The sequence below is a fragment of the Stenotrophomonas sp. STK16_22 genome (assembly GCF_051984505.1).
In the GTDB taxonomy this organism is placed as follows: domain Bacteria; phylum Pseudomonadota; class Gammaproteobacteria; order Xanthomonadales; family Xanthomonadaceae; genus Stenotrophomonas; species Stenotrophomonas maltophilia_A.
The window spans coordinates 467,936-488,595 of sequence record NZ_CP196972.1 but is presented as its reverse complement, the minus strand read 5'-3'; the positions used below and the strand labels follow the sequence as shown (position 1 = coordinate 488,595).

The window sequence follows — 20,660 nt, the reverse complement described above, 5'->3', positions numbered from 1 at the left end:
CCGAATTTCTGTACGGACCACGCCCGTGCACTGCCTACACTAGCCGCACCTGCCCCGTCGGGACATCCCATGCGCACGCTCCGCCTGCTGCTGCCCGGTGCCCTCCTGCTGCTCACCGCCTGCAGTGGTGATGCCGGGCTTCCTTTCAGCGCCGACCCGTTGCAGGGCTGCTTCGCCACCGGCGCGCGCAAACCGGCCGATTTCCGCATCGACAAGGAAGGCGGCCAGTACTTCGTCTCCTTCAGCCGCGGTGACCAGTGGCAGCGCGAACCCAACGCCCTGCACAAAGCCACCCGCAGCGAGATCAGCCGCTACTTCCGCGATGACGCCGAGCAGATCGACAGCGCGTTGATCCGCATGGCCGGTGGCTTCGGCATCTTCCACTTCAACAAGGGCGCGACGCTGAAGGGCAAGGCCAGTGATAGTGACTACATGGCGCTGATGCTGATCGGGGCTGGGCCCGTATACGCGGTCAAGTGCCCGTAAGACGCAATGATTCTGATGGCGGCTCAGGGCAATATGAGCACATCCTGTCTTCTTTGAGGAGCGATGCCAATGCTGCTGTTTCTGCTGCTTGCGTTAAGCGCGCCGAAGACCCAGGGTGCCTATGACGAAGTCCGGGAACTGCCCGACGGCCAGACACTGATATTGCGCACCCTGGACTGGGATCTCGGCGATGGTCGCCACGAGCGCGTTACCGTGCATTGGCTGCTGCAGGAAGACGGCAGCCTGCGCTACGACTTTGATCGGCAGCCACCGGAAACCCAGGAGGTCCACCGTCAGTCGTGCGCGCGAGTAGGCATGCAGCCGTCGCGTGGCGTCGGCGTGATTTCAGGGGAAGGAACCACACACGGCTACAGCTGCACCAGCCAGCGGTAGCGCCGAGCCCACGCTCGGCTCCGCCATGCCGGCACCCACGCGTGGCGTGGATCTAGCGCAACAGCAGCCACACGTGGCCCCGGCAACAGCTGCGGTACCATGCCCTCCCCCGAACCGCCCCGGTACCCGCCGTGCCTCATTACACCGGCCCCCTGCTGACCCGCGACAGCGCTGACACCCTGCGCCGTGCCCATGACAAGGGCGCTGCTGAATGGCAGGGCTCGCTCGACCTGGGCCTGAGCCAGGACAGCGTGGCCCTGAACGCCGACGGCTTCTACTTCCGTGGCCAGCGCTACCCGTGGCCGGGCAAGTTGAAGGACCGCACGCTGTACTACTGGGACGGCGAGGACTTCGCACCGATCTCGCGCTACAGCGGTTCGCTGATCAAACTGGTGCCCACCGAATGGGGCGCACCGACCTTCGAGATCGACGGCATCAAGATGCTGCCGACCTCCAAGCTGTCACCGTTCGAGGATGCGCGCCGCAAGGTCGAGCTGGTCGCCCCGGCCGGCAAGGTCATCCTCGATACCTGCGGCGGCCTGGGCTACTTCGCCGCCTGCGCGCTGGAGGCCGGTGTCGGCCAGATCCGCTCGTTCGAGAAGAACGCCGATGTGATGTGGCTGCGCACGCTCAACCCGTGGTCGCCGGATCCGGACTCGGCCGCCGCCGGGAGCCGTCTGCAGTTCAGCCACGGCGATGTCTCGCAGCAGATCGAGCAGGTGGCAAGCAACAGTGTCGACGCGATCCTGCACGACCCGCCGCGCTTTGGCATCGCCGGCGAGTTGTACTCGCAGGTGTTCTACGACCACCTCGCCCGCGTCATCCGCAAGGGAGGGCGCCTGTTCCACTACACCGGCGCGCCGAACAAGCTGACCAGCGGCCGCGACGTGCCGCGCGAAGTGGCCAAGCGCCTGGAAAAGGCCGGTTTCAAGGCCGAGCTGGCGCTGGACGGCGTGCTGGCCGTCAAGCGCTGAGCTTCATTCCGAGTCAACCTTCGCCAGCTTCATCACCCACTTCGGCACTTCCGGTTCACCGGCGTAGAAGTCTTTCGGCTTCTTCTCGGCCATCGCCCAGCGGTGCAGCCAGCTCGGGCCATAGCGACCGCTGTAGCCCTCGGCGCCACGCCCGTAAGCAGGATCGCGCATCGCCTCATCCAGTGAAATGAAGCGATAGCCGCGCCGCTTCGTCGCCGCCACCAGTTCGGCGAAGGTGGCTGCATTGAGTTCGTTGGCATGCATCAGCCACACCTGCGGCAGCGCGTAGCCCAGCAGCGCCTGCGACTGCTTCTCGTAGTAGTCCAGCTTGTTCAGCATGTAGGGCACATAGCCCTTGCGCAGCTGCGCCAGCATCGCCTCGCGCGCCGGGGAATCAGGCTGCTCGTTCATCACGTTGGCATAGGCGAAGGCCCACACCCACTCACCGTTGTCGACCGTCACCGGCGCCACGCGGTAGCCATGCTGCTTGAAGAACACGTCCATCTCCGCGCGTTCTTCCGGTGTGCGTCCGGCACGCAGATAGGGATGGCGCATCCACTGCGGTTTCAGTCCGCGCTCGGCCAGCAGCGGCCGCAGCACCGTTTCACCACGCAGAAAATCCTGCTGGAACGCAGGCCCCCCCCTGGCGTTCAGATCCATGTGCGAATAGGTGTGGTTGCCCAGCACATGCCCGGCGTCCAGCCAGTCGCGCAGCATCTGCACCCGCGCGGGCTGCACGTGTCCGTTGATCTCAAGCTTGTTCTCGTTGACGAAGCCGACCACCGGCACCCCCGCCTGGCGAAGCTGGGCCATCAGCGCTTCGTGCCGCGATTGCAGGTCCGGCGGAACGATCTCGTCCACCCGCGCCCACGGCAGGTCGTCGATGGTCATCGCGATCCGGCGATCCACCTCGGCGGCGTGTACCGCCAACGAACACAGCAGCAATGGCACCGCACGCAGCAACCAACGCATCAGCACATCCTTGCAGGGGTGAAGTGCTGACTCTAGCGCGATTGCGGACGCGCGGCCGGTCCCACACCCGCTATAGGCCGGGCGACTGCACCTGACGTTCGCGCACGATCGCCCGCCACAGCATGAATCCCGCAGCCATCGCCATCAGCATCAACGCGACCAGCACCAGGGCAAGATCATCGGGATTGCGCAGCAGCGGTGCATGCTCATGGGTGAGGATCTCGAACACCACCTGCTGCGCCTGTGCCAGCGGCAACCGGCCCTGCTCGCCCAGCTCCACCAGGCACGCCGCTGGGGACAGCTTGGCCACGCCAGTCCATGCCAGGTCGTACAGGTGCAATGCCCTGAGGGCCAGCGCCAGGATCGCGGCGTGCAGCGCCATCAGCCCCCAGTTGGCACGTCGCAGGCGTTCCGACAGGCGGCCCAGCCGGTAGACGCTGATCGACATCGCGCCCAGCAGCGCCAGTACCACGCCCGCCATCGGAATCCACTGCAAGGGTTGCCACGGTGCAAGCGCAGTGGACCGCGCCAGCAGTTGTTCGGCCACCTGCATGCGCGCGACAGGGTCGGGCCCACCGCATGCATCATCCACCGGCTCCAGCAGCAGTCCCACACGGTAGTGGAAGAAGCCGACTGCAAGGGCTACCGCCAGCAGCGCCACCACCTGCAGTGCCAGCAGGATCGGGCCAGGACCACAGATACGACAGAAGCGGGTAGCAGCAGAGACCATCGGTTCATCCATGACAACAAAGGACCATCCTAACCAAGCGCCCTGTGCTTGTCGGCTGGCGGATACGACAACCGGCGCGCGGTCCCGGTAGGATGTGGATGAGCATGGATGGTCGTATGTAGAGGTGTTGTGGATGGTCACGCTGTATCTGTGGGTGCGAACGCTGCTTCCGCTGCTGGCGTTCGTGATCGCCTGGATGCTGCTGTCGCGCCTGATCAAGGCCCGCGTGGCGCGCCTTCCACGGGTTCCCTTGAACCTGCCCGAGCACAGCAGCAGCCCGCGCAGGAAGGACCGGCGCATCTACGCGCGCAAGCTGCGGCGAAAGCCAGGTCTGCGTACCGCAACTCGCCCGGCCTCCGCGCCGCGCAGCTGGAACCTCGCAGCGGTGTTCGTTTCGCTCTTCACGTTGATCGCCACCGTGCTGGTCGTGCCGGATGGCGCGCGCTTCCAGGTCATGGTCGAGAGCATCACCGGCTACCCGGCTACGATTGCTGAAGTACATGTTCCCGCTGCCGGGCAGCCCCTCGTACTGCAGGCGTGGCAGCCAGCACTGGCGCAACTGTCGCGGCCGGTAACGATGCGCTACCTGATCGGACGCACCGGCGGCGAGCATGATGCGCACGCCATGCTACCGGTACAGGTGAGGCATCAGGGGGATCGCCTGCAGGTGGCTACGGCAGTGCCGGTGGATGCCGAGCTGCTGCGTGCAGAGCTTGCGCGCTTGGCGGGGCTGCCGACGGAGGCAATCACCGTCCGCCAGCGCGAGATCTCACCCTGGCTGGAACCCGGCTGGAAGCCCCTGGTCGACCTGTAGAGTCGAGCCCATGCTCGGCTGCTGTTGCAGTAGATCCACGCCATGCATGGATGGATGCAGAGCGGAGTCGAGCATGGCTCGATTCTACAGATCACGATCCGCGCGGCAGCTTCGCGGCCCACATGTTGTCCACCAGATTGGGATAACGCCGCCCGTTCTCTTCCGCGCGCTGCCGGGCTGCCTCCTTCTGCGCAGGCGACAACGGCTGCGACGTCTGGCCCTTGGGATTGGGCTTCTTCCACGGGGGCGTCTTCGGTTCACGCATGGGCGCAGCTTACTGCTTCAGAAAGTTCAACAGCGCCAGATTGAAGTGATCCGCATGACTGGTGTTGCAGCCATGCGGCGCGCCTTCCAGGATCACCACCTCGCTGCCCGCAATCGCCTCATGGGTGCGCTGGCCGGAGCCCTCGAACGGCACGATGGCGTCACTGTCACCGTGCAGGATCAAGGTCGGCACCGTGATCTTCTTCAGGTCATCGCGGAAATCGGTAGTGGCAAACGCCTTCATGCAGCCCAGCGCCGCCACCTGGTCGGATTGATGGCACAGCGCGATCGCCGCCTGACGCGTCTCTTCGGTCACCATCAACTGGCCGTTGGCGCTGAAGAAATCGCGGGTGAAGCCATCGAAGAACGCCTCACGATCCTTCTCAAGACCGCTGCGCATTTCATCGGCCTTTTCCTGGGTGAGCGGGCCATCCGGGTTGTCATCACTGCGCAGCAGATACGGCGGCACCGCCGCTGCAAACACCACGCTGTGCAGACGGTCCTGCCCATGATTGCTCACATAGCGCGCCACCTCACCGCCGCCCATCGAGAAGCCGACCAGGCTGACGTCGTGCAGGTCACGCTCCTCGATCACCCCGGCCAGGTCCGCTGCCAGCGTGTCGTAGTCATAGCCCTCGGCCGGCTTGTCGGAACGGCCGAAGCCGCGCCGGTCGTAACTGATCACCCGATGCTGCGCATCGCGCAGGATCGACACCTGTTGTTTCCAGGCATCGGCAGACAGCGGCCAGCCGTGGATCAGAATGATCGGGCGGCCGTCACCACCGGTGTCTTCAACGTGCAGGCGGATGCGGGAAGCAGGCATGGGAGCTCCTGTGGAAGGGGAGGCTTTCAGGCTATTGGCCGGCCCCTATCGCGACCGTGACGGAATCGCCGATCGCCATGACATCGCCTGCACAGGCGACGCCGCCGGAGCCGGGCCGTCAATGCGGGCATTCACTCCGTAGAAGGGCCGTTTCATCGGAAGCCGGCTGCAGCGGCCCAAACGCCATGCGAGCCTGCATGAACCATCCCCGGGAGTTTCGCCATGCTGCTGCTTACCTTGCCCCTGCTTGCTGCCGGTCTCGCTGCCGCACCGTCGCCCGCCGATGACCTGCGCCAACAGATCCGCCAGGCCGATACCCAGCTGTTTGCTGTGGCCTTCGAGGCCTGCGATGCCGACAGGGCCGCCGCGATGACCACCGAAGACATGGAGTTCTTCCATGACAAGGACGGCAAGTCAGCCAGCAACCGCGAGGACTTCCGCCGCAGCGTGGCCAACATGTGCAGCAATGCGCGCGAGGGCGGCTGGAGCCTGCGCCGTGAGCTGGTGGAACCTTCGCTGCAGGTGTTCCCCTTGCGCGACGAGCGGGCGCTGGAAATCGGCGACCACCGCTTCCATGAACGCGGCAAGGACGGCGTGGAGCGCTGGGTGGGCCAGGCCCGCTTCATCCAGGTCTGGCGCCGCGTGGACGGGCGTTGGCTGGCCGAACGGGTGATCAGCTACGACCATCGGCCGGCGGACTGACCCCTCGGGCGCGCTTCACGGGCCGGATCTATACTGACCGGGCCCACCACGACCCATCGCTACCGTTCGATCGCCATGCCAGAGATCACCCCCAACCACCCCGACTACGGCCTCAACCAGCAGATCCGCCAGGGCGTGGCCGCACTGGACGCCCAGCATGGCCGTCCGTTCGACCAGACCAGCGAGCGCCTGGCCGCCAGCCTGACTGTACTCGCCCGCGAGCAGGGCCTGCAGCAGGTCGACCATGTGCTGGTCAGCAATGCGACGGCCCAGCATCCGGCCGGGCACAACATCTTCGTGGTGCAGGGCGACCCGACCAATCCTGCGCATCTGCGGGCAATGATGCCGACCGCTGTGGCGGCGCAGATGCCGGTGGAGCAGTCGATGCAGGCGTTGGGGTTGACGGCGCAACAGCAGGTCGAGCCGCAAGCGCAGGAAATGCAGAATCCCACTCCGCGGATGGGGTGAGCGTCAGCTCATCCGCATCATGCTCTGCTCCTGCACGGCCAGTTGAGGCTCCTGACCTACCGCAAGCGCCTGCGCCTTCTGGTCCTGCTCCAGCTGCTCCACCTTGGCGAACGATTGCTCCACGGGTGCTTGCGCGGCCGTTGCGGTCTCCATGGATGCCCGCGTATGCGCCGGGTTCGCTGGATCGCCCTCGATAAGGAAGATCCGCTGGCCTGCCCCTGCATCTGCAGTGGCCTGGCTCAGCGCCACGTAATCCACCCGCTCGATACCCTTTTCCTTCGCCAACGCGAGCAGACTCGCAGAGATACGCTCGCTTGCATCGTCGTAGACTCGGCCATGCTGCTGGTCCACCTCCGCCACCTTGCTGCGAATGGACTCCAGCAGCTCCCTGTCTTTCTGCGGAAGATGCTGCTCGCTGATCAGGCGCTGCATAAGCGTGCGCTCCGGCATCGGGTTGCGCACTTCCCTGTTCAGCTCGCTGTCCGGAAATGGCGCGCGGATGCTACGGATCGCATCCACGTTGTCCAGCGGCTTGAGGTTGCCCTCGAAGCCCTTCCGCTCCATGCCCAAGATGTTATGACGATGCAGGCCCGCGTGATTCAACGCGCCCCAGGTGAAGTCGATGCAGCTGTTGCTGGCGCCGTTGTAGTTCATCTCAAAGCCATGCTTCGCAGGGGCGTTTCCAAACGCCAGCAGCTTGTCGTACTGCTCCTTGGAGATCTCCATATCACGTCGGTAGATCGGCTTCTGATACTGATCTGCATCATTGGTGTACACCTTGCCCGGGCCACTTCGGGCGCCATGCTCTTCCGGCGCGAATCCCAGGCTGTGGCTCGTCTTTCCATCGGAGACCGTGTAGTACACATGCCCGGCCATGGACGTTCCACCGGCCCGCAACGGTGTTCCGGGTGCGGCAACGTAGATGGAAACAATATAGCGATCATCCATGACGTACTCCTACTTGGCGCGGTGTGTGTAAGCCAACTGCAGTTCAGACGGAACAGCCTCCAGCCCCGCGGCCGGTGACAGCAGGCGAAGGCGCAGGCGGTAGTGACCGGGTTTCACCTGCTCGGCCCAGGCAAAGGTCACGGTGCGATAGTGCCCGTCCGGCCCAATCAGACCGGCAGCCACCAGGGACGCGTCGTCAGCACTGTCGGGTACTACGCCGGGCACATGCCCATCCGAGCCGACAGCCACCATTTCAGAAGGTTCAAAACCATTGAACTGGCGACGGGTCAGCGGCACCGGCTCAGTACCAACCTGCTCGACACGTTCAAGCAGCACTTCAGCCGGCAGTCCCTCGCGCACGAGGCGTTCGGCAGCCTGCGCTGCCTGTGCGTCATCCTCGCCTTTCACGCGAAGGCCGATCAGCAACGTGGGGGCAGCGTTCGGGCCGGGCGGTGTCAGTTCAAAATCGACCACCATCGGTTCATGCATGGCGGTGACCGGGAACGGTCGGATGATCGGCACGACGTTCTCCTGAGCTGTGGCCGCGCGGGTTTGGGGTGCGGGGGCCGCGGCGGGTTGGCAGGCCGCCAGCAGAACCAAGCATGCAGCGCTGGCCGTCCTCAACAGGTAATTCCGAAGTGTCATCCATGGACCTCGTCTGTAGCGTCTTCTGAAAATCTACACCAGGTGCGTAAGCCACAACGTGATGCCAGCTGGATTCCAGGGCATCGGACTGCGCCGTTCAGGTGAAAATGAAGAAGGGCAGGACGCATCGCCCTGCCCTTCCCTCTCACGCTGCCGAACAGCCTTACAGCTGAATCCGCGCCACGCTCTCGTCGGCGCCCTTGTCATCCTTCTCGCCGTTCTTGATGCTCACGTACAGCACGTTGTTCTTCGCATCCAGCGCCAGACTGTTCGGGTGGGTCGGCACCGTGTAGGTGGCCACCTTCTGGTAGCTGTCACTGTTGTAGGCCGTCACCGTACCGGCTTCGCGGTTGGTCACGTACAGGCGCTTGCGCGGTGCATCCAGCAGGATGCCCAGCGGGCCGGCGTCGGTCGGGATGCTGGCCAGTTCCTTGCCAGTGCTGCGGTCGAGCACCAGCACGCGCTGGCCCGGATGCTTGCTGACCAGGCCGCTGCTCTTGGCCTGGTAGCCACGCAGGAATTCCGAGCCCTGGTCGGTCACGAACAGGCGCTTGCCGGCCGGGTCCAGCGCGATGTTCATCGGCTGCTCGGCGGCGATCTTGTGCTGTGCCACCACCTTGTTCGAATCGGTGCCCACCACCACCAGATCGGCCAGCAGGTTGCTGGTGTAGACGCGCTTGTTGGCCGCATCCAGCGCCAGGCCCGGTGCCTTGGCATTGCCCAGGCCGTCGATGGTGTTGATCACCTTCAGCGTGGTGGTATCGATCACGAACAGCACGCTGCTCACGTCCGGCTGGCTGCTGTGGCCGGTCACGTACAGGCGGTTGGCCGCGCTGTCGACCACCAGTTCGCGCAGGTCGTGGGTGTAAGCAGCCTTGCCGTCCTTGCCGGTCTTCTTCTCCATCAGCTGGATGGTGCCGACGGCCTTGTTCTGCGCGGTGTCGACCACGGTCACCGACAGGTCCACGGTGTTGCCCACGTACAGGCGGTTGTGGGCGTCATCCAGCACCACGCCGAACGCTTTGCGCTCCAGCGGGATGCGGGTTTCCACGGCCAGCGTGGCCGGGTTCAGGCGCAGCACCTGGGCCGGGCCGGCGTCATCGCCAAAACCACCGGACGAGGCCACGAACACGGCATTCTGCTTCGGGCTGTAGGCCAGCTCGTACAGGCCCTTGGCCACCGCCTGGCGCTGCACGGCGGCGGTGGCACTGGCGGCGGGTGCGTTGTCGGCGAACGCGGAGGGCACGCCAAGGCTGAGCGAAACGGCAACGGCCAGGGCGGCCGAGCGGAAGAGAGGATTACGGAACATGCGAGCGTCCTTGAATGGGCACGGGAGGGTGTCCTGGCTCGCTGGGCCGTTCTACGACGGCCCGACCTGCATCTGTCTGCGCGGGGTGGGCTGGCTGGGTAGCGGGGGAATGGTAGCAGTTCTCAATTGGCGATGCGCCAATCGGTCTCGGCCACAGTGTGAGGACGAGAAACCGCTCGTTGGCATCTCCGCTCCCCGAAGATGTACGGCCTAAAGAACTTGGCCAACTCGCCGATTGCCACAGTGGGCAATCCACGTTTCGGAGCAAAATTGGAAATCAGGACACGCGCAAAAATCTACGCTTGGCTATTGCTGGCTGCTGCAATCAGCTACGTGGCGTGGTCATCATTGACGATATATACGCCCTTGGTCTCTAGTGAAACGGGTCAGACGTCGCTGAAGGAAATACGCGACTACAGCAATGAACTGGCAGAACGAATGCAGAAGACACGCGCCGAGCACAACCTCCCCTTCATTGGCGAGCAGCAGCTTACGATTGATCACGTTACAGGCATCAATCATCTGGCGGCCGACGCAGCAAGAGCGAGGCAAAGATACTTCGACCCTGAGCACACTTACGTTTGGAAGGGCATACTCGACGACATCAGTAACTACGTCCAACATCTGGACGGATTTGGATCCTCAGACCCAAATGATTCCAAGATGCGCCTTCAGGAACTGAACTCAGCACTCCTGCAGGTCTTGACCAATCGCGACAGGGCTGTGAAGACGATGGAGGGAACCAAGCAAATCTTCAGCGTTCATATTGGCGAAGCCAAGGGCTCGCTGTATACGGACATCCTGATGACGAAGACTTTGCTGGATGCCGGCGTGAACGAACACCTTCTGCTGACGACACAATCAAGTGCACCGCCATTCGAGGATATCGTCCGCTTGCAGAATGCGGAGTGGGCAGTATTCGAGCTGCATCAACAGTTGGGCCGCGACTACGAGCAAGCCAATCGAATCCCAACTGCGATTCGCCTGCTAATCGGGCGTTGATGACACAGCTCGTACAGCCGAGCAAGCAACCGTTGGCGCGGACTATTGCTCCTTCAACCGCAGCGAATCGGCCACATCGGTCTTGGCCGCCACTTCTGTAGCGATGCTGGCGCGGCGGTGCCCCGGGTCGTTGCGATCGCCCTGCACGATGAAGATGCTCTCGGCGGCATGGCTGCTTTGGGTCGGCTGGCTGAGCAGCACGTGGTCCACGCGCGAGAGATTGTTCTGCTTGGCCAGCACCAGCAGGCTGGCGCTGATGCGCTGGCTGGCGGCATCGAACGGGCGGCCATGCGCGGCATCCAGCTCGGCCACTTTCTGGATCAGCTGCGCGAACAGGCGATGGTCCGGATGCGAGGGGTCCAGCAGCGTGCCGGCCACTTCAATCGGCGTCGGCGGCGGCTCATCGCTGGCGCGGTCGCCCTGGCGATGGTGTTCGGCCTCGCGCTCGGGCATCGCATGGTGGGTTTCGGCATTCAGATCGCTACCCGGGAACGGCGCGGCAATGCACTGGATTTCCGGCAGGTTGAACAGCACCGCGAACTCGCCCAGATTGCTGCCGCCGTCCAGCGGCGCCGGCAGCGGATGCAGGCCAGCGTAGTGCAGCGCGGCCCAGACGAAATCGCTGCAGCGGTTGATGGTGGCCGGGCGATCCACATCGAATTCGAACTCGGCCGGTTCCTCGGCGAAATCACGCAGGCAGCCGTAATGCTCCTCAGTGATTTCCAGAGTGCGGCTGTAGTACGGGTCCAGATGCTCATCGGCATCGTCGTGGCGCACCTGCGCGTACTGCGCACCCGTGGGGGCTTCACCCGGCGCCTGGCGCGGCGGTGCGAAGCCGTAGCTGTGGGCCACGTCGCCTGCCGCCACCTGCAGGTACATGTGGCCGCGCGGGGAGATGCCTCCACTCTTAAGCAGGGTGCCGGGGGCGGCCAGATAAAGCGTTGCCGTGTAGCGTGTTGCCTGCTCCATGCCTGTTCAGCCTTGATGGGTGCTGCGGTCCTGGCTGGATGATGGCATAGGTGGGATGGGAGGCAGGTGGAGGAGCCCGGGGCCCGTAGTGGAGGCATGCTGAATGTGTGAACCAGCGAACGCTGAGGCACCGGATGCAGATATGGAGCGTGACCGGCTCTGTGGAATACGCCGCAGAACCTGTCCTATAGTGCCTCGTACACCTCAAGGAACGGCCGCATGAACCTGCCACCGCCGGGCCGCTGGTTGGCCCTGGCCATCGCCTTGGCAAGCAGCACGGCCTGCAGCAAGGCCCCCTCCAAGGAACCGGAGCACCGGGAGACCCCCATGACCGACACCGCACAGTCCCACACCGTGGACGGCTACACCTATACCACCGCCCCCGTGGAAGCCACGCTGGGCCCACACCGCTACGCCTTCCCCGCCAACCTGTACGACGACCAGATGGGTCCGGCGGTGGGCGGCGGCATCGGCCTCACCCTCCTGTGGCCCGACCTGCAGGCGGCACCGCCGGGCACGCGCGCCTCGCGCAGCATGTCCGACCACCACCGCGCCATCAGCCTGTCGCTGGATTACATCGACGCCCTCCCCATCGCCGAGCTGCTGCCGCGCAAGACCAGCACCGAAGCGACCACCGAGGACGGCTCGATCAACCGTGACGACCCGCGCCGCCGGCTGGACCTGCGCAACGCCGGTACGCCGCACTTCGGGCTCACCCCGTACGTCATCGACGAAGCCCGCATGACGCGGTTTTCCGAGGCGTATGCCGCGCAGCGCGGCGCGCCGCCGGTGCGCACGCCCGAAACCGACCAGGAGTGGTACATCGCCCGCGACACACAGGGCGCGCTGGCCACCTTCATCACCTGCAATCCGCCGCAGGATGGGCGCGAGGGGCTGACCGTGCAGGGCACCACGCTGGTGGATGACCCCGATGTGCCGGTGGCCACCTGCACGCATACCTTCACCGACCCGCAGGATGGGCTATCGGTGCGCGCGATCTACCCGCGCGTGCTGCTCAAGGACTGGAAGGCCGTGGAGGACGCCACGCGCGTCCTGCTGGCCCGCTACAAGCTGCGGTAACCGACCAGGGTTCAGGAGGAACGACACATGGGTGAATTGACCCGCAAGGATCTGGAGATCCTCAGGGAATACGCAGACAGCGGAAACCGCGAGCGCTACTGGAGCTACCTGGCGCACAAGGAACATTCCGATGGCTACGGTCTGCTGGCCCTGGGCGTGGTGCGCAACGACAACCTGCCGGGCCAGGTCGCCAACGCCTACGCGCAGTCGCAGGCCCGTGACCAGCACGACCGCAACCCGGCCCTGCAGAACCGCAACCTGACCGAGCGCGAATGGGAGGCCTTCGGCCAGACCCTGCTGCACCGCGACCTGGAACGCCGCGAGCACTGGATGGAGGCCAAGCGCCCCGATCTGGCCCTGAATCTGCCCGGCCGCGATGTGCAGCAGGCGCACGATGAAGCCTTCAAGCGCCACCACCTCGACCCCAACTGCTGGACCCCGCGTGTGCTGCTGGAAGCCACCCGCAAGGAACGCGGAGAGGGCAAGGCCGAGGAAGTCTGGAAGGAGATGCTCAACAACGATGTCGGTGGTACCCAGCGCGCGGCCAACACGCTGGGCAGCGCGTACCTGGCCATGCCCTTCTGGAGCGCCACCGGCTATGTCGGCCGGCTGGGCCTGTACGAAGGCTCGCTCATGGCTGAGGCACTGCCCAGCAGCGATCCCAATGTCATCGGCTCGCGCAGTTCGTACCACATGTATTCGGAAAAGGAGCAGGCCTGGTACCTGCAGGTGCCAGGCAGCATCCCACTGCGTGAGCACAACCCGAGGATCATCGCCTCGCTGGACGACGCCCGTGCCGTGCGCCTGGAGCGCGCGGAGAAGGCCACGCACTTCCACCCCGAGGACAGTTACCGCACCCGCCTTGAAACGCCCAAGGTGGTGATGAACGAGCCGCTGGAGCGCGATGGCCGCGAAACGCAGCTGGCCGCCAACCGCCCCGACCACGCCAACGATCCGGTGTACCAGCAGATCCGCGGCCAGGTGGCCAGCCTGCAGGCCGAGCACGGCCTGGTACTGGGCAACAACCCTGATGGCGTGACCGCGCGCCTGGCGGTGCTGGCCAAAGAGAACAACCTCAGCCAGGTGGACCACGTGATGCTCGGCAAGGCCAACGGCCCTGGGGGTGCGGGGCAGAACCTGTTCCTGGTGCAGGGCGCGCTGGATGATCCGGCCCACCTGCGGGTGGCCATCTCCGCCGAACAGGCCGTGCAGGCGCCGGCCGAGCAGAGCTACCGGCAGCTGGACGCACTGGCGCAGCGTCAGACGCAGGATGTGGAAAGCGCGCAGCAGGTGCAGCGGGAGGGGATGCGGATGGCGTGAGCCTTCCGTGGGCCAGGCAGGGGGCAGCGCATGCGCCCTGCCCGGCCGACCCGGTCAGTCCGGCAGCAGTTCGATCCGCCAGGTATCCAGCAATGCCTGCACATCCTCGCCGCCTTCCGCACGCGCTTGCAGGTGCCCCAGAAGATCCTGCTGGCGCGGCTGTGCAAAGACCATGCGATACAGCGCCAGGCTGCTCTTCAGCCGATCAAAGCGATGCTTGTCCTGGCTCAGAGGAAAATGGAACACCTTTCGCTCGACCGCCACACCGCCCGGTGCCTCGCAGATCCAGTAGGGAATCAAGCCCGCCAATGGCGTGTCCTTGTGAGGCAACTCTGCATTGGTGAATAGTCCCGCCCATGGGTCACCGGCGGCCTGGTCGGCCACGAACCCTGCCAGCCGCGCAACGTTTCGGCGGACGGCCAGTCCTTTGTAGCGATGAACGCGCCCCTCCCGCTGCTCAAGATCCACCGGATTGCCAGGCAGGTTCCAGTGAACGATTGAGTGGCACCAGGAATGGAAGTCCAGCCCTTCCTGCCCCACCGAAGTGGATGCGAGCACGAAGGGACGGAAGGGCGAGTTGAATGCATGCTGCAACGCGTCCTTGCGGGCAACCACCTTGTCGTCCTCGGTGGCATTTCCGTAGCGCATCGCATACCGGCAACGCAATGACAGCGCATCGTCGCGCACGAGCTTTCCATCCAACAGCTTCACACCCTCAGGGTGAAGCTGGCTTGCGCGCACGTGGCCCGCATCACTCACGCCCTTCGCGATGGCCTGAGCATGGGTAGATTTCTCGTCCGCTGCGTTCTGCTCGTGCAGCAGATGCAGGTACTCATCAAGCAAAGCCTGCAAATTGCCTTCTGCGCAGTAGGCCACCGCCCGCCGCCAATACACCCCACCTTCCTCGTGAGTGATGATGGCGACCGCTTCGGGCATATTCAGCTGTCGGCGGAACACGTCCGCAATTTTTATGGCGGCCTGGCGAAGGTCGGCCTCATTGTCTCCCGGCAGCAGGCGCAGCAATGCACGCAAAGCGCACACACCTGGTGCCGCCAATGCGAGATCAGCCAGTACCTCGGCAATGTCGTCGGGACGTGGCCCAAGCGTCTGCAGAGAGGGCTCGTCAAAACCGCGCCCCCATACCTGTCGCCAGTAAGCCACATGACGGGAGAACCCCTGCCCTGAAACGCTGGCGCCACCGTCTTCCTCATCCTCACCCGCACCAATCGTCAGGTCCTCCGAACCCCAGCACGGGTCCACATGCGATTGGACATGCGCACGCTCAAGCAGAAGCAGCGTCAACCAGTACCAGCGCACGTCAGGCGGCCCCGAGTGCCTGGACGCTGGCAGGTCAAGCGACTCCATCCTCTCCCTGATCCGACCGGCAGCCTCACGCCTGGCATCTGCCAAGTGCAGCGAGCCACCTGCAGCGACCGACATCGCCAAGGGATCGACCATTGTGGCCAGCGCGAGGGAAGGAACCAGCAGAGTGAGCGCGTTCATGTCCTCATGCCCGCTCTTGCCGCTGTTGAAGCGCAAGCGAGCACTCAGGCTCTTGCCAGGCGCGTCGTATCCGGGCTGGAGCGCATGCCCCGCCATGGCCAATTGCTCGGCATGGTAGGAAAGAAGGCCGGCAATCGCATCAGGAACCATGTTCCAGCTTGAGAACACCAGCGTCTTGCTGAAATGGGATACCTGCGCGTACGCACCCTCTCCTGCCCAGTAAGGCATGGAAGGAGGAACCCACAACAAGCGCCAGCTGCCCTGGTCCTCCATATCCTTGGCCAGCACGTCCATTCTCGGGTTTGCCGCCACCAACGGGCTGTACCGCTGCAGCGCATCCTGATCCAGCGTCCTGTACTGCGGATGCTGGGACAACGCCCGCCCCAGAGCCGCCTTGCCCTGTCGATCCATCATGCGGCGCTTGAAGGTGTATCCGTCCTCACGCATGAAGTTCAGCAGGTAGGGACTGGAGCGCCAGAACTCCATGACATCATTCGTCCCCGCCGCTCTTGCAAGCGCATCCACGCAGGCGTAGTCCGCCAGGTCCTCCGATGTCAGCGACAACGGAAGCGGGACATCCCTCACCATCGCATCGCGGCCCCGGGTTACACCCACGCGCTCGGTCCGGCACATCACCTTCTTGAGCCGACTCTCGATTGCACCCTTGAGCACACGTGCATCATCCTGCGATGCCCCCACGCCCACCAGCGATGCACGGAATGCGGCGAGGTCAGCGCGGAGCGCGGTCACCTCTTCCGGATCATTGAACAGGAATGACGCCGTTGCCAGGAAGTCGCGGTAGTGATCCTCCTGCTCCTGCTGGGCGACGAACATCTTGTAGGGCGTGGCCGAAAGCAGGAGCACGCGAGGCTTGTTCTCATGGTCGAACAACTCCTGCGCCAGCTTTGCAGCAGAAGATGCCGGGGCAGCCTCGTCATCGGAGTCAGGATCCTGCACGGCAAGAAGCTCGCGGAAGCGCTGGAACTCATCCAGCACCACCAGATCAGGCTTCAGTGCCTTCAGGCAACAGTGCGCCAGCGTGGTGCGCAGCCAGGACGTCAGCTCGAGGGCTTCGGCGCGCTCGTCACTGTCCAGTGCACGCGTCCGCCGACCGGCGTGCCTGTCACAGACTTCGACAAGCTGTCTCAATCGCTTCTTGTCCAACGACTTGACAAACGTACGGGTGATGGCCTCATCCGGTTCATCCACGCCGTCCTCGTGCTCAAAATGCTGCCGCCAGCCATCTCCCAGACCGCCACGCAGCACCCAGGCCAAGCCGTTGGCATTGAGCCTGGATACGCCCTGCAGCATGCGATGGATGAGCACGCGCTCGCGGGCCAGTCCTCCACGGCTGGTTGTTTCAAACGAAGTACCTGGTGTGAAACTGATGAAGTTCACACCGTCGCCTTCCAGACCGCCATCGGCAAGCGCCAGCGGCAGCAGGGTCAACCGGGTAGCGCGAACCGCTTTGGTCGAACGAAGCCGAAGACGCTCCAGGTTCTGCGATGCGATGGAAGCATTGGAGCAGATGTAGATGATGTCCATGCGCTCTTTGCTGGCTGCCTTATGGGCAACCACGCGCGCGATCAGACCTTTGGCCACCTGCGTCTTGCCCAGCCCCACCTCATCGGCGACCAGGAAACGCAGTGCCGGATCGTGATCTTCGTACATGCGTCGGAACGCATAGTTCACCGTCCTACGCTGGAAGCCCTTCAGCCGCTCAAGAACGGGGGTCGGATCCGAAAGATCTGTATTCCTGTTCATTACGCAGCCTCCTTGCCAATAGCGTTTCCCACAACTTCCCAGAGGGCCAGGAAATCATCGGGCAGACAGGGCTGCCCATCGAACTGCTTGTCCTTCAACCGCTTCACCATGCGATCAATCGCTTCAAGTCGTTCAGGCTCGCGGGAATAGATCCGCAGCAGCTGTTCAAACAGCGGGTAGTTCGCCATGAGGCCACTCGCATCCCTGCTGCCGCCGCCGCTGCCTTCGGATCGATTGCGCGCTCCACAGCCTGCGGCCTGGGGATCATCCAGCAGCAGCGCGAGATAGCGCAGGAACGCCGCGCGGTTACCCAGGAGTTGTGCCACCAGCGCGTCCGCGCGGTCGTCTGGAGCGCCTTCCAGTGAAACTTCCAGCGCGAAGCGCAACGGCGGGACGGCCAGCTCCTCGGCGCGGGTACTGTTGGGCGTGACCTGGAAGCCAACCAGCGAACTCACCTCATGGCCGGCAAAGGTTCCCAGATCAACCTGACCCGCCTGTACAGCACGGGCCCGCTCGGAAACCACCGCCAACGGCCACGCGTGCAGCGTGGCACCGTCAAGCGGAAGGCCCGGGCACGAAAGCGCGAGGTTCCATCCCGAGACCGGATGGGTTTCGCAGTGCAGCGTCCAGGCGGCAGCTGCAATCTGGCGACGGATGGCCTCCAGCTGGTCCTGCAGCTGGCGACGCTCTGCGCCCTCCGCATCTTCGCCCTCACCGGGCGTGTACGTGTCCAGCAAGGGCTGGAGATGCTCGTCAAGCCACTGCCTCGGCGCGGGAATCCTGCTCACCGGACCGCTCAGCTCCGCAACCACTTCAACGTTGCTGCCGTTCTGCACAACCGCGTTGGTGTAATTGGCCGAACCGACTGCAACGTGCACCCGTTGGCCGCGCTGGAACACGGCCACCTTGGCGTGCAGGCCCTGCAGCGTATCGGCCTGTCCAGCCTCTTCGCCTTCGGAGAGCAGCGTGTCAGGCTTCAACACGTAGGCACTGTCATCGGCCAGGCAGGCGCCGGCCGGAAGCCTATCCAGCTCATCGGCGCGACTCACCAGCATGAAGTCGCCGTTGCAGTGCTCGCGCAGCGTCTGCAGCGCGCCAGCGCGTACGAAGGGAGAGACGATCAACACATCCTGGGCCTTGCCACCGCCCTCGAGCGGACTCCACGGCACTGCCCGCTTTGCAGTACCCAGCACGTGGAACGCCAGCTGGGTGAAGCCCGGAGGCTTTTCCCAGTCAGCGCGCTCGATGTCCTTCGCCAACGATACGATCATCGCCTGCCGCTCCAGGTCCGGCGACGCCCCTTCGGTATTCAGCGGCAGCCAGCGCAGGAAGTCCGCCAGCGGCTTGTTGCTGGCCTCCTTGGCCTTTCCCGGCACACCATCCAGGCGCAGGCTCACGTCCCAACAGCGGTCCCAGGTCAGATTGCGGGTCAGCACCAGCAGACGTACGACGGTGGCAGGTTCGGCGGCCGCATCGATGGCCACATAGCGCAGCGCCCAGATCTTCGGGTGGAAGGCGCCGCCGTGTGGGGCGCAGACCTCATGCACCATGCCCTCAGCCAGCACCGCCAATGCGCTGCCTGCTGGCGGTGCTTCCATCCGTCCCCGTTCGCAGAACACCGCAAGCCTGCGGCTTGCCCGGCGCAGCCCTTCCACGAGGCGCAAAGGATCTTCTTCGGCGCTGTTGTCGTGGTCGCCGAGCAAGGCGAAATGTGCAGGCAATCCCAGCAACGCGCCCAGCGACAGGCTGTACGTAGTGGCGACGCCGGCATCAAACCGGTAGCCGCTGGGGGGCTGCAAGGCCTCGGTCAGAGTACTGCGTGCAGATGGATGGATCATGCGGCCTCCAGGCCGTGCAGGAGGTCGGCAAGGTGACGGCGCGTGATGCCCCACCGGTAATTGAGGATTCCGAGGCCGGACGCACCGCTCCAGCGATCGAGGTTTTCAGGATTGAAGCGCGAGAGATTGCCTTTCAGCGAGCGCTCCCGCTCACGCACGAGACTGCGTGATTGCGGGCTGTCGGCCTGGCCGGCCTTGACCAGCGCAAGCCAGCTGCTCACGAACTCGCGGGTGCGCGGATGAATCGGACGCCCCACCCGTTCCACCTGCTCCCAGAACCGCACCATGTCCCATTCGCCCAGCTGCGAAGCCGGAACGCCGTCGATCCAGGTCTTCAGTTCCTGGCCGTACTCCTCACGACGTTCATCGTTGGAAGACGCCTCCGCCAGGGCAAGGTTGTAGACCAGCGACGCACCGTTGGCGAGACGGGAGAACTGACGCGCGTGTTCCACGAGCTCACGCAGCGGCTGCGGAGCCTGGCGGATCTGTGGATGCAGCCATGGGAACCCGGCGTCGGCACAGTCGCCCAATCGCCCCTTGTCCTGCGCCAGCCACACCAGCAGGGTCTGCGGGTGATGAACCTTCCATTGCTCGCGGATGAACTCCGCCTCGTCCGCGGTCAGGGACAGCGATCCCTCTTCCAGTGCGGCCACCGGTACGAGCTTCTCCAGTGAGGGATGCCAGGTCTGTGCAATCAGCTCAGCGTCCTCCATCCCGTCGTCGCGTTGCTGCTTCCAGCTGCGCTCCCTGCGAATCTGCTCGATGGCCGAGAAGTAGTCCTGCTGGGAGCCCGATCGCGCGAAGATGCCCCAGGAGCGCATGCCCGCCCAGTAGACGGAGCTGGCAAGGCGCTTGAGCGTGTGGCCGGAATCACGACCGAACGCCCCGTCCTCCGCCGCCAGGCAATCATTTAGCTTCAGCTCATCCTGCCGCGCACGCTCTGCATAATCCCTGGGGCGTACCGAAGAAGCCTCCAGGCCCATGAACATCCTCGGCAGCAGAAGCATGTATCGCAGCCGCGTCTGGATGACGGAGGTGCCGGGGAACAGCTGGTCGGACAACGCATCGCGGATACCGCCAAATCCGAGCTCGTCGCGGGTGCCGGGCTGGTCCAGAAGAGCCAGCAGCGTAGCGCTGCGTGCCTGTGCCGCAGCGTCATGGTCGAGCCATGTCAGGCTGGAAGGCATCTCAAATCCTCCCGCAGGCGCGTGCGCGCGTGGATGCGCGGCGCGATACATGGCGCGTGCATTGGGTCTGCTGGTTCATCACTTTCCCCTGTTCCTGTTTCTGGTGTGGGTGACGCTTGTATCTGTGCTGCTCGATTGCTCTTGCATGTGCCGGCCAGCCATTCTTCCGATCAATGCGTCACTGGCTGTCGCGCCCTCAAAGAGGATGGACCAGCAGGACGCACCATGGGCAGGGATGCCCCCGCCATTCATACGGAGGCAAGCCGCCCATGTGGGGACGTACACAACGTTGGACCTATCACTGCCCAGCCTGCGGTTGGCTTCGTATCACCCCGCCAGCGGGGGATGTGCGTCTGCCGGGGCTGACGCACTTCTCCCATTGCCCGCAGTGCAGGTCACCCGCCGTCTCTGGCCGCCCCACCCGCACCCTCGACCACCTTTGGAATGGTCTGCCTGAGGCCTGGCGGAA

General features: G+C 64.5%; 20 protein-coding genes. 9 read left to right on the top strand and 11 right to left on the bottom strand.

The features are described 5' to 3' along the window. The first annotated feature begins 69 nt into the window (after window positions 1-69). The 3 genes from ACSYAO_RS02180 to ACSYAO_RS02170 all read left to right on the top strand — a co-directional run bounded on the left by ACSYAO_RS02180 (window position 70) and on the right by ACSYAO_RS02170 (window position 1,853). Window positions 70-486 (top strand): hypothetical protein, encoded by a 417-nt coding sequence (locus tag ACSYAO_RS02180; protein WP_049399133.1) that lies wholly within the window; start codon window positions 70-72, stop codon window positions 484-486. Window positions 487-555: 69 nt separating this feature from the next. Then, window positions 556-879, top strand: a complete 324-nt coding sequence (locus ACSYAO_RS02175; RefSeq protein WP_049462916.1) for a hypothetical protein — start codon at window positions 556-558, stop codon at window positions 877-879. A 131-nt stretch (window positions 880-1,010) separates the two neighbouring features. Next, window positions 1,011-1,853 (top strand): class I SAM-dependent methyltransferase, encoded by an 843-nt coding sequence (locus ACSYAO_RS02170; RefSeq protein WP_049462917.1) that lies wholly within the window; start codon window positions 1,011-1,013, stop codon window positions 1,851-1,853. Between the two features lie 3 nt (window positions 1,854-1,856). On the opposite strand, the gene ACSYAO_RS02165 is transcribed toward ACSYAO_RS02170, so the two are convergent. Further along, window positions 1,857-2,825 (bottom strand): polysaccharide deacetylase family protein, encoded by a 969-nt coding sequence (locus ACSYAO_RS02165; RefSeq protein ID WP_049462918.1) that lies wholly within the window; start codon window positions 2,823-2,825, stop codon window positions 1,857-1,859. 70 nt (window positions 2,826-2,895) lie between these two features. Next, entirely contained in the window at window positions 2,896-3,555 is a 660-nt protein-coding gene (locus ACSYAO_RS02160; protein WP_177179481.1) for a hypothetical protein, read from the bottom strand. 133 nt (window positions 3,556-3,688) lie between these two features. Here ACSYAO_RS02160 and ACSYAO_RS02155 point away from each other — a divergent pair, with 133 nt between their 5' ends. Next, a complete protein-coding gene (locus tag ACSYAO_RS02155) occupies window positions 3,689-4,369 on the top strand; it encodes a hypothetical protein (protein WP_049462920.1) in 681 nt (226 codons plus the stop codon). A 91-nt stretch (window positions 4,370-4,460) separates the two neighbouring features. Here ACSYAO_RS02155 and ACSYAO_RS02150 read toward each other — a convergent pair whose 3' ends face one another. Then, window positions 4,461-4,634 carry a hypothetical protein gene (locus ACSYAO_RS02150; RefSeq protein WP_097048477.1) on the bottom strand — a complete coding sequence of 58 codons (174 nt, stop codon included), beginning with the start codon at window positions 4,632-4,634 and terminating at the stop codon, window positions 4,461-4,463. 9 nt (window positions 4,635-4,643) lie between these two features. After that, complete coding sequence (locus tag ACSYAO_RS02145; protein WP_049462921.1) at window positions 4,644-5,456, bottom strand: alpha/beta fold hydrolase; 813 nt, start codon at window positions 5,454-5,456, stop codon at window positions 4,644-4,646. A 222-nt stretch (window positions 5,457-5,678) separates the two neighbouring features. Here ACSYAO_RS02145 and ACSYAO_RS02140 point away from each other — a divergent pair, with 222 nt between their 5' ends. Next, window positions 5,679-6,158 (top strand): nuclear transport factor 2 family protein, encoded by a 480-nt coding sequence (locus ACSYAO_RS02140; RefSeq protein ID WP_049462922.1) that lies wholly within the window; start codon window positions 5,679-5,681, stop codon window positions 6,156-6,158. Window positions 6,159-6,233: 75 nt separating this feature from the next. Next, window positions 6,234-6,626, top strand: coding sequence for an XVIPCD domain-containing protein (locus tag ACSYAO_RS02135; RefSeq protein WP_049462923.1), 393 nt, complete (start codon window positions 6,234-6,236; stop codon window positions 6,624-6,626). A 3-nt stretch (window positions 6,627-6,629) separates the two neighbouring features. On the opposite strand, the gene ACSYAO_RS02130 is transcribed toward ACSYAO_RS02135, so the two are convergent. The 3 genes from ACSYAO_RS02130 to ACSYAO_RS02120 form a co-directional block, all read right to left on the bottom strand. Beyond that, entirely contained in the window at window positions 6,630-7,574 is a 945-nt protein-coding gene (locus ACSYAO_RS02130) for an XVIPCD domain-containing protein (protein ID WP_049462924.1), read from the bottom strand. Window positions 7,575-7,583: 9 nt separating this feature from the next. Next, the gene (locus ACSYAO_RS02125) at window positions 7,584-8,219 is read right to left on the bottom strand and encodes a hypothetical protein (RefSeq protein WP_143048151.1); all 636 of its coding nucleotides are present in this window, start codon (window positions 8,217-8,219) and stop codon (window positions 7,584-7,586) included. A 163-nt stretch (window positions 8,220-8,382) separates the two neighbouring features. After that, the gene (locus ACSYAO_RS02120; RefSeq protein ID WP_049462926.1) at window positions 8,383-9,528 is read right to left on the bottom strand and encodes a YncE family protein; all 1,146 of its coding nucleotides are present in this window, start codon (window positions 9,526-9,528) and stop codon (window positions 8,383-8,385) included. A 219-nt stretch (window positions 9,529-9,747) separates the two neighbouring features. Here ACSYAO_RS02120 and ACSYAO_RS02115 point away from each other — a divergent pair, with 219 nt between their 5' ends. Continuing rightward, entirely contained in the window at window positions 9,748-10,530 is a 783-nt protein-coding gene (locus tag ACSYAO_RS02115; protein ID WP_143048150.1) for a hypothetical protein, read from the top strand. A 42-nt stretch (window positions 10,531-10,572) separates the two neighbouring features. Here the strand turns inward: ACSYAO_RS02115 and ACSYAO_RS02110 are convergent, their stop codons facing one another. Continuing rightward, window positions 10,573-11,499 (bottom strand): XVIPCD domain-containing protein, encoded by a 927-nt coding sequence (locus ACSYAO_RS02110; protein ID WP_049462928.1) that lies wholly within the window; start codon window positions 11,497-11,499, stop codon window positions 10,573-10,575. Between the two features lie 219 nt (window positions 11,500-11,718). Here ACSYAO_RS02110 and ACSYAO_RS02105 point away from each other — a divergent pair, with 219 nt between their 5' ends. Next, entirely contained in the window at window positions 11,719-12,579 is an 861-nt protein-coding gene (locus ACSYAO_RS02105) for a hypothetical protein (protein WP_049462929.1), read from the top strand. A gap of 27 nt (window positions 12,580-12,606) precedes the next feature. Further along, window positions 12,607-13,899: an XVIPCD domain-containing protein gene (locus ACSYAO_RS02100; RefSeq protein WP_049462930.1), complete on the top strand. Its 1,293-nt coding sequence runs from the start codon at window positions 12,607-12,609 to the stop codon at window positions 13,897-13,899. A 54-nt stretch (window positions 13,900-13,953) separates the two neighbouring features. Here ACSYAO_RS02100 and ACSYAO_RS02095 read toward each other — a convergent pair whose 3' ends face one another. From ACSYAO_RS02095 to ACSYAO_RS02085, 3 genes are all read right to left on the bottom strand, one after another. Beyond that, the gene (locus ACSYAO_RS02095) at window positions 13,954-17,166 is read right to left on the bottom strand and encodes a helicase-related protein (RefSeq protein WP_049462931.1); all 3,213 of its coding nucleotides are present in this window, start codon (window positions 17,164-17,166) and stop codon (window positions 13,954-13,956) included. Further along, entirely contained in the window at window positions 17,166-18,869 is a 1,704-nt protein-coding gene (locus tag ACSYAO_RS02090) for a phospholipase D family protein (protein WP_414574470.1), read from the bottom strand. Before ACSYAO_RS02090 ends, ACSYAO_RS02095 begins: the two co-directional genes overlap by 1 nt. 131 nt (window positions 18,870-19,000) lie before the next feature. Then, on the bottom strand, window positions 19,001-20,191 hold the full coding sequence (locus ACSYAO_RS02085; RefSeq protein ID WP_049462933.1) for a DUF6361 family protein: 1,191 nt from the start codon (window positions 20,189-20,191) through the stop codon (window positions 19,001-19,003). Window positions 20,192-20,660: the final 469 nt, after the last annotated feature.

What these genes read in the sequence shown, in the direction of transcription:
- ACSYAO_RS02180 (WP_049399133.1), top strand. Translation starts at nt 70, where the DNA reads ATGCGCACGCTCCGCCTGCTGCTGCCCGGTGCCCTCCTGCTGCTCACC.
- ACSYAO_RS02175 (WP_049462916.1), top strand. Translation starts at nt 556, where the DNA reads ATGCTGCTGTTTCTGCTGCTTGCGTTAAGCGCGCCGAAGACCCAGGGT.
- ACSYAO_RS02165 (WP_049462918.1), bottom strand. Translation starts at nt 2,825, where the DNA reads ATGCGTTGGTTGCTGCGTGCGGTGCCATTGCTGCTGTGTTCGTTGGCG.
- ACSYAO_RS02160 (WP_177179481.1), bottom strand. Translation starts at nt 3,555, where the DNA reads ATGGTCTCTGCTGCTACCCGCTTCTGTCGTATCTGTGGTCCTGGCCCG.
- ACSYAO_RS02155 (WP_049462920.1), top strand. Translation starts at nt 3,689, where the DNA reads ATGGTCACGCTGTATCTGTGGGTGCGAACGCTGCTTCCGCTGCTGGCG.
- ACSYAO_RS02150 (WP_097048477.1), bottom strand. Translation starts at nt 4,634, where the DNA reads ATGCGTGAACCGAAGACGCCCCCGTGGAAGAAGCCCAATCCCAAGGGC.
- ACSYAO_RS02145 (WP_049462921.1), bottom strand. Translation starts at nt 5,456, where the DNA reads ATGCCTGCTTCCCGCATCCGCCTGCACGTTGAAGACACCGGTGGTGAC.
- ACSYAO_RS02140 (WP_049462922.1), top strand. Translation starts at nt 5,679, where the DNA reads ATGCTGCTGCTTACCTTGCCCCTGCTTGCTGCCGGTCTCGCTGCCGCA.
- ACSYAO_RS02135 (WP_049462923.1), top strand. Translation starts at nt 6,234, where the DNA reads ATGCCAGAGATCACCCCCAACCACCCCGACTACGGCCTCAACCAGCAG.
- ACSYAO_RS02130 (WP_049462924.1), bottom strand. Translation starts at nt 7,574, where the DNA reads ATGGATGATCGCTATATTGTTTCCATCTACGTTGCCGCACCCGGAACA.
- ACSYAO_RS02125 (WP_143048151.1), bottom strand. Translation starts at nt 8,219, where the DNA reads ATGACACTTCGGAATTACCTGTTGAGGACGGCCAGCGCTGCATGCTTG.
- ACSYAO_RS02120 (WP_049462926.1), bottom strand. Translation starts at nt 9,528, where the DNA reads ATGTTCCGTAATCCTCTCTTCCGCTCGGCCGCCCTGGCCGTTGCCGTT.
- ACSYAO_RS02110 (WP_049462928.1), bottom strand. Translation starts at nt 11,499, where the DNA reads ATGGAGCAGGCAACACGCTACACGGCAACGCTTTATCTGGCCGCCCCC.
- ACSYAO_RS02105 (WP_049462929.1), top strand. Translation starts at nt 11,719, where the DNA reads ATGAACCTGCCACCGCCGGGCCGCTGGTTGGCCCTGGCCATCGCCTTG.
- ACSYAO_RS02100 (WP_049462930.1), top strand. Translation starts at nt 12,607, where the DNA reads ATGGGTGAATTGACCCGCAAGGATCTGGAGATCCTCAGGGAATACGCA.
- ACSYAO_RS02095 (WP_049462931.1), bottom strand. Translation starts at nt 17,166, where the DNA reads ATGAACAGGAATACAGATCTTTCGGATCCGACCCCCGTTCTTGAGCGG.
- ACSYAO_RS02085 (WP_049462933.1), bottom strand. Translation starts at nt 20,191, where the DNA reads ATGCCTTCCAGCCTGACATGGCTCGACCATGACGCTGCGGCACAGGCA.